Consider the following 6,928-nt stretch of genomic DNA (forward strand, 5'->3'; position numbering starts at 1 on the left):
CTTGGCAGCGGCCCGTAAATACCCTCCTGGTATTTACGGGCCTGATTAATAAACATCGAGTTCAACGATCTCACCGCACAGTTCTCCGTCCGAGAGCACCAAACGCCCGATCGAAACCGGCAATTTGAACCGCCGCGGTCCCGCACTCCCGGGGTTCAGATAACAAACCCCGCCTTCTTTAAGGATCTTCGGCTGATGGGAATGCCCTGAAACCACGGCGGCGAATCCGGCTGCCGCCGGGTTCAGATTCAACTCTTTCAGGTTGTGCAAGAGATAGATGCAACGGCCATCGATACGAACAACTTCCCGTTCCGGAAGCGGCTCCGCCCATGCCCCCTTATCGACGTTTCCACGAACGGCGACGACCGGCGCAATGGATCGCAATGTATCGAGCACTTCGGGACGACCGATGTCGCCGGCATGAAGAATCAGATCGCAGCCTCCAAGCGCGGTTATCGCTTCAGGTCGCATCAAACCATGAGTATCCGAAATAACGCCGATAAAACGCATTAGGGTTCCAAATAGGTTCCAGACTTGAACTCGGCCGGCTCAGATGATGTCCTCATGTTATTTGGGGACGACGGTTTCCGAACCGCTCCCGCCTATGGTGCATCCGTCCATTAGCTGCTACTTTGAAAAGATGGAACGTATGTCACGTAAGACGGCGGACCAGAGTCGACAGTTTAATCAGCTCATCGTTAGGAGGAGATCATTATGAAAACAACTTTGAAATGCATCGCTGCCGCATTGTTGATTTCTCCGATTTGTTCAACCGGCTTCGCCGAACAACACGCGTCTCAACAGTCTACCGGTCAGCACCAAATGGGTGGCATGGGGGGTATGGGTGGAATGATGGGGGGCATGGGCGGCATGATGGGAAACATGACCGAGGAACAACGAGAACAGCACATTCGGCAAGCCCAGGATCACATGCTGAAAATGCACGAACTCATGAACCAGATCATCGCCGCCAAAGACGACAAAGAACGGGAGCGACTGAAAGAAGAACAACGGAAACTCATGCGAGAACACCACGCGCAGCATCAGCAAATGATGCAGCAGATGAGACAGCATGGCGGCGGTCAAATGCAGCACGGCGGACCGATGCAGGGCGGCCAACAGATGCAGCATGGAACGCCCGCGCAATAACGAGCGGCTGAAGACAATAGGGTTGCAGCTAAAGCAACCGTTTGTGATTCGGAATCCAAAAGCCAAGGATGGCGTCGGCCCAGCTCACATCTCGGTGCTCTGGATGCCCAGTTGCTTAGCCGCGGACCGCCCGCTTCAATCAAGCGTACAGCACATCACGTAGTCATCGTAATAGAAACCATCGCCGCCTTCGGCTATTTCTGCGCGGACGATGACGAAACCGGCCCGAAGATAGGCACGGACTGCCCTATCGTTCTTCCTGAACACGTAAAGATAAATCTCGCGGGCCCCTAAGCGTGCCGCGACGGCCTTGACGTGCGCCAGCGCGGACGCGCCGTATCCCCGCCCGTGAAATTGCGGCAAAAGATAAAGCTTGTTGAGCCGCATACGCATCTGCTCCAGATGGTGGTGATAAGCGAGAAAACCGACCATTTCACCGTCCAGCATGATCCGTTCGTAAACGACTCCGCGCTCCATTTCGCTTCGTATCGCTTCAGGCCGATACATGCGATTCCAAAAATGCTCGATCTCATCCTGGGTCAGCACGTCCGGATAATAATGGCGTCGCCATATATCCAGAGCCATTTCGGCGATGGCTTCGGCATCTTCGGGTTGGGCAGAAACGATGCTCAGCATGGCTCCCCAACAGTCTCTCCGGCCGCTCGATACTTGAGGTGACTGCCGCAACCCGATCGGCAATCGCCGGCTCCGAAGCGGTTGACGATAACGCGACCTGCGGTGCGACGATTGACCTCGCATTCGGACGCGTCAAACCTTAGCACGTCCACGACATCGACGCCGGAAGCGGCCAATAAATAGTCGATATGCCAGCGCAGCCGTTTGCTCTTGGCCAAATGCCGCGTGATTCTCGCTTCGAAGTTACGTTTCGCGCTCCCGGTATAAATGTAACGGCCTGTGGGAAAATCGAAGGTGCCGAGTTGCCCTATCCGGATTCGGAGGTTTTCGGAGACGTGAATCAGTAACTGGTAGGTCGAAAACGCCATGATCGATCATGCCGGATTGTCGCTGGGAATAAAGAAACACTCGACATCGAAAGTATCCTGCACCCTTTCCATCAAGGCTTGAACGCCGAAGCGTTCGGTAGCGTTGTGGCCGCCCGCGTACATGTGCATTCCGGCCTCTTGCGCCTCGTGCCAGTCGTGTTCGCTCATCTCGCCGGTGACGTAGGCATCGAGCCCGTCTTGCAAGGCCAAGGGCCAATCCCGGTTCGCACCGCCCGTAATGATCCCGCACGACCGAACAATCGCTCTTTCATCGGGGGTTGCGAACAGCACCGGATGGTCGAGCACCGCGCCCAATCTGTCCCGCAATGCGGCGGCGCTTAGCGGCTCGGCAAACACTCCCTTGATGCCGGTCGGGCAACGTTGGTAATCACCGAAAGATTGCTGCTCGCCCAGACCGATGGCCCGCCCCAGGCTGGCGGCATTGCCCACTTCCGGATGGGCATCGAGCGGGAGATGATAAGCGAACAGGCTGACATGGTTGCGCACCAGCGGGAAAACGCGCCGGGCGAAAGGGCCGGTCAGGGTTTTCGGGCCATGGAACTTCCAGAAGAGTCCGTGGTGCACGATCAGCGCTTGAGCGCCTCGTTCCGCCGCAGCGAATGCCGAGTGCGCCGTAGCCGAAACGGCAAACGCGATACGCTCGATCCGCTCGCTCCCTTCGATTTGCAGGCCATTGGGGCCGTAGTCCGCGAAATCCTGCGGTTTTAAGAGTTCTTTCAAGAATGCTTCCAAATCATCTCGCATCACCATTGGCACGCCCCCATCTTTGACTGGCCCTCCTGCGTTCTCGATTCTGCAAACCGCTGCCGTCAGCGGCGGCCGTGCTCCCCATGATAGCGCTATTAGCTCAGCCCGAGGGAAGCTACCGCATTCTTCATCAGGCGCATACGGGCTTTCTGGGCTCTGGACGTAACGTCGGAAGATCGTTAGATTGCGTACCTTCATTTCTCATTGATGTAACAGCATGATGACTCGAAGAGACTTATTGGCGCGTTTGCTGACTCTGGCGGCATGGGGGGTGCTCAGCCCGGCGGCGCTTTATACGCCTCTCGCGGAAGCTAAAGGCAAAGCAGGACCCAAGCCATTCAGCAAGGCATGGCTTATCGAGGAAGCCAAGCGGCTTTCCCGGAAACCTTTCGATCCGCCCAAAGAAAAATTGCCGGCCTGGATCGCCAATCTGGATTGGGATGACTACCAATCGATCCGCTTCAAAACCAAGCATTCGATCTGGGCCAAGCAAGATCTGCCGTTCCAAGCAAGACTTTTCCACCTTGGCTTGTTCTTCAAACACCCCGTCGAGATCTACGAGGTCGTCCACGGCGTGGCTGAACCCATAGAGTATTCGACCGACCTGTTCGAGTTCGGGTCGAAACTCGAAAGGCCCCGAAAAGTCGGCGACATCGGTTTTGCCGGATTCCGCGTCAATGCCGAGCCGGACTTCGAACGCGATATGTTCGCCTTCCTCGGGGCGAGCTATTTCCGCGCCGTCGGCGGCACCAAGCAGTACGGCCTGTCGGCGCGCGGATTGGCCGTCGACACTGGGCTGCCGCGCCCCGAAGAATTTCCCGAATTCCGCCGTTTCTGGCTGGAGAGGCCGTCGCCCAAGGCCGAGTTCGTAACCATCCACGCGCTGCTCGACAGCCCCAGCGTCACCGGCGCGTACACCTTCGAAGTCAATCCGGGGGATACGACGGTCATGGAAATCGAAGCCCACTTATTTCCGCGCGAATCGATCGAGCGGATCGGCATAGCCCCGTTGACATCCATGTATCAGCACGGCGAGAACGACCGCCGGGTGTCCGACGACTTCCGCCCGGAAATCCACGATAGCGACGGGTTGGCCTTATGGGCCGGCACCGACGAATGGATTTGGCGCCCCCTGGTCAACAGCCCTGTGGTGCGCGTCAATTCGTTCGTGGACAACAACCCAAAAGGATTTGGTCTGTTGCAGCGGGATCGCAACTTCGACCATTATCTGGACGATGGCGCCAACTACCATCTACGTCCTTCCGCTTGGGTGGAACCGCTCGATGGGTGGGGTCGAGGTGCCGTGCAGTTGGTGGAGATCCCGACGGCTGACGAGACCTTCGACAACATCGTCGTTTTTTGGAGTCCGGAGGAACTATTCCAGCCGGGCCAGGAGCGAGTATTCAAATATCGATTGCACTGGGGCGAGCCGCCGGTCAGTTCCCGTGCAGCCAAGGTGGTTGCCACCCGTATCGGAGCAGGCGGCATTCCCGGACAAAAGAACCGCATTCCATCTCGCAAGTTCGTCATTGACTTCGAAGGCGGCCGGCTGAGCGACCTGCCGGAAACCGCCAAGGTCGAGCCGATCATTACAACCTCCCGTGGACAAATCAAGGAACCGGCGGCACGTCCGCTGAGGGGCACCAACGCCTGGCGCTGCAATTTCGACTTGATAAGCGACGGCAGCGAGCCGGTCGACCTACGTTGCTATCTTCGGGACGAACTGGGCGCGCTGACCGAAACCTGGCTTTATCAATGGACGCCGGCAGCATAAAAAGCGGCGGCGCACTAAATCCTGATCCAAATCCATACCGAACTTGCACAAACGTATTGAACTTGAAAATCAACCCGCACCGGGCGGCTTTTTCGAGGCCGGTTTCGTGCTGACCGCCGTGTTGCGGCCAAACGGCGTGGTCGCGGAAGTGAACCGCGCAGCCTTCGAATCCGTTCCGGTCGGTCGGGGAGCGGCTGTAGGCAAGCCGTTCTGGCAGGGCCCCTGGTGGTACGACGATCCCGCCAAACAGCAGGAAATCCGGGAAGCCATCGCCCGAACCGCCGCAGGTGAAACCATACGGCTCATTACCACGGTACGCAGTGCTGGAAACCATTGGCTACAGGTCGATCTGTCACTGCGGCCGGTGCGGGACGATACCGGCCGGGTGGACTGGATCTTGGCCGAGGCGGCCGGCGGTTACGACAGCCGCGCCGCCCAGGACGAACTGTACCGGCTCAATCGGGAGCTGGAAGAGCGCATCGCCGAGCGCACCGAGCTGATGCGGTTGATGATCGAGTCCTCCGCGGAAGCGGTAGTCACCATTGACCGGCATGGCATCATCAAGGAATGGAACGGAGCGGCCGAACGCATTTTCGGTTGGCCACGCGATCAAATGATCGGCGGCCGACTGTCCGAGTTCATCATTCCGCATCGCTACCGGGAGGCTCACGAGGCCGGTTTGAAGCGCTTCCTCGCCACGGGACAAGGCACCGTGCTCAACCGGACCATCGAGCTCTCGGCTCTCAATAGCGCCGGCGAGGAATTCCCCATCGAACTCTCGGTGTGGCCGGTACGCTGCGCGGAAGGGTATCGCTTCAGCGCCTTTCTGCGCGACATCACCGAGCGCAAGCGGGCCATGCAGGGCGCTGCGGAAACGGCGGAGCGGGCGCTCCGCTTCCGCACGGTGCTGTTCGAACTGGCCCGCATGGATAAGACCGATTACAAGGGGTCGCTCCTGCGCATCCTCAGAACCGCGGCCTACACCTTGGGTCTGGGGCGAATGGTATTCGGCCGCTTCGAAGAGCGCGAGGACGACGTGGCTCTGCGGCCGGAAATCATCTACCGCGCCGAGTCCGACGATACCGTACCGGAATCGGAACTCGGCGGTTTCGGGATGAGCGGATATCCGCAGTACTATGCCGCCATCATTTCCAACCGGCCGGTGGTGGCCAATGACGCCTGGACCGATCCGGCAACCGTCGAATTCCGCGACCATTACCTCGCACCCCTGGGGATCACCTCCATGCTCGACGTCCCGGTATGGCTGGACGGGCGGGTCGTGGCGGTGGTTTGCCACGAGCACATGGGAACTGCGCGTACATGGACCGCCGAGGAAGTCGGTTTTGCCCTGTCCATCGGCAATTTGGTGGCGCTCACCCTCGAAGCCGCAAACCGGACCCAGGCGGAAGCGGACCTTCGCCAGGCCGAGGCCGAGGTGCGGAAAGCGTTGGCGCGGGAGCAGGAACTCAACGAACTCAAATCCCGCTTCGTGTCCATGACCTCCCACGAATTCCGCACGCCCCTGACCGCCATTCTGTCCTCCACCGAACTGCTGGAAGCCTATGGCGAGCGCCTCGCCTCGGATAAGAAGGCCGAATTGCTCGGTATGATCAAAACGGCCGTCAAGAATATGACCCGAATGCTGGAAGAGGTGTTGTTCATAGGCAAGTCCGATACCGGCCATCTGCAATTCAATCCGCAGCCGACCGATGTGGACGACTTCTGCGAGCAATTGCTCAAGGAGGTAAGAACCGGGGTCGGCCGGGAACACGACATCGAGTTCACCGCGACCGGGCATCCCGCGCCGGCCTTGGTTGACACCCACCTCTTGCGCCAAATCATCCTGAATCTGATCAGCAACGGCGTCAAATTTTCGCCCAAGGGGTCCACCGTCAGTCTGGTCTGCACCCGCGACGCCGCGGGGCTCGTTTTCGAAGTAGCCGACCGGGGGGTCGGCATCCCGCCGGAAGACCGGGCGAATCTCTTCAATACCTTTCACCGCGCCCGCAATGTCAACAATATCCAGGGTACGGGGTTGGGACTCGCCATCGTCAAGAAATGCATAGAGCTGCACGGCGGCGACATTACCTACACCAGCGAATTGGGAAAAGGAACCCGGTTTCTGGTACGGATACCGTTAAGGGGGGAGCATGATGAAAACAATCCTTGTGGTTGAAAACGATCCGGCACTGAGGATGCTGACGTCGCAGTTGCTGGAACTGGAAGGCTATAA

At 58.6% G+C, this 6,928-nt stretch carries 7 protein-coding genes; 3 read left to right on the forward strand and 4 right to left on the reverse strand.

Features of this window, described 5'->3' with window-relative positions; translation table 11 throughout:
• Window positions 1–45: 45 nt before the first annotated feature.
• On the reverse strand, window positions 46–510 hold the full coding sequence (locus ABJK70_RS17715) for a metallophosphoesterase family protein (protein WP_347258634.1): 465 nt from the start codon (window positions 508–510) through the stop codon (window positions 46–48).
• A 204-nt stretch (window positions 511–714) separates the two neighbouring features.
• Here ABJK70_RS17715 and ABJK70_RS17720 point away from each other — a divergent pair, with 204 nt between their 5' ends.
• The gene (locus tag ABJK70_RS17720) at window positions 715–1,149 is read left to right on the forward strand and encodes a hypothetical protein (RefSeq protein ID WP_347258635.1); all 435 of its coding nucleotides are present in this window, start codon (window positions 715–717) and stop codon (window positions 1,147–1,149) included.
• A 135-nt stretch (window positions 1,150–1,284) separates the two neighbouring features.
• Here ABJK70_RS17720 and ABJK70_RS17725 read toward each other — a convergent pair whose 3' ends face one another.
• Genes ABJK70_RS17725 through ABJK70_RS17735 form a run of 3 tightly spaced genes read right to left on the reverse strand, consistent with a single transcriptional unit; the run spans window position 1,285 to window position 2,924 of the window.
• On the reverse strand, window positions 1,285–1,785 hold the full coding sequence (locus ABJK70_RS17725) for a GNAT family N-acetyltransferase (protein WP_168183851.1): 501 nt from the start codon (window positions 1,783–1,785) through the stop codon (window positions 1,285–1,287).
• Window positions 1,779–2,153, reverse strand: a complete 375-nt coding sequence (locus ABJK70_RS17730) for a GIY-YIG nuclease family protein (RefSeq protein ID WP_077730733.1) — start codon at window positions 2,151–2,153, stop codon at window positions 1,779–1,781. Before ABJK70_RS17730 ends, ABJK70_RS17725 begins: the two co-directional genes overlap by 7 nt.
• Window positions 2,154–2,159: 6 nt before the next feature.
• Window positions 2,160–2,924: a Nif3-like dinuclear metal center hexameric protein gene (locus ABJK70_RS17735; protein ID WP_086134671.1), complete on the reverse strand. Its 765-nt coding sequence runs from the start codon at window positions 2,922–2,924 to the stop codon at window positions 2,160–2,162.
• Window positions 2,925–3,138: 214 nt separating this feature from the next.
• Here ABJK70_RS17735 and ABJK70_RS17740 point away from each other — a divergent pair, with 214 nt between their 5' ends.
• Together ABJK70_RS17740 and ABJK70_RS17745 are read left to right on the forward strand one after the other, a co-directional pair.
• The gene (locus ABJK70_RS17740; protein ID WP_156880150.1) at window positions 3,139–4,695 is read left to right on the forward strand and encodes a glucan biosynthesis protein; all 1,557 of its coding nucleotides are present in this window, start codon (window positions 3,139–3,141) and stop codon (window positions 4,693–4,695) included.
• Between the two features lie 43 nt (window positions 4,696–4,738).
• The gene (locus tag ABJK70_RS17745; protein ID WP_347258636.1) at window positions 4,739–6,871 is read left to right on the forward strand and encodes an ATP-binding protein; all 2,133 of its coding nucleotides are present in this window, start codon (window positions 4,739–4,741) and stop codon (window positions 6,869–6,871) included.
• Window positions 6,872–6,928: the final 57 nt, after the last annotated feature.

This window comes from Methylocaldum sp., from assembly GCF_039794385.1.
Taxonomy (GTDB): domain Bacteria; phylum Pseudomonadota; class Gammaproteobacteria; order Methylococcales; family Methylococcaceae; genus Methylocaldum.

Excerpts from the sequence above, each read along its gene's own strand:
- ABJK70_RS17715 (WP_347258634.1), bottom strand. The coding sequence starts at position 510 with ATGCGTTTTATCGGCGTTATTTCGGATACTCATGGTTTGATGCGACCT.
- ABJK70_RS17735 (WP_086134671.1), bottom strand. The coding sequence starts at position 2,924 with ATGGTGATGCGAGATGATTTGGAAGCATTCTTGAAAGAACTCTTAAAA.
- ABJK70_RS17720 (WP_347258635.1), top strand. The coding sequence starts at position 715 with ATGAAAACAACTTTGAAATGCATCGCTGCCGCATTGTTGATTTCTCCG.
- ABJK70_RS17740 (WP_156880150.1), top strand. The coding sequence starts at position 3,139 with ATGATGACTCGAAGAGACTTATTGGCGCGTTTGCTGACTCTGGCGGCA.
- ABJK70_RS17725 (WP_168183851.1), bottom strand. The coding sequence starts at position 1,785 with ATGCTGAGCATCGTTTCTGCCCAACCCGAAGATGCCGAAGCCATCGCC.
- ABJK70_RS17730 (WP_077730733.1), bottom strand. The coding sequence starts at position 2,153 with ATGGCGTTTTCGACCTACCAGTTACTGATTCACGTCTCCGAAAACCTC.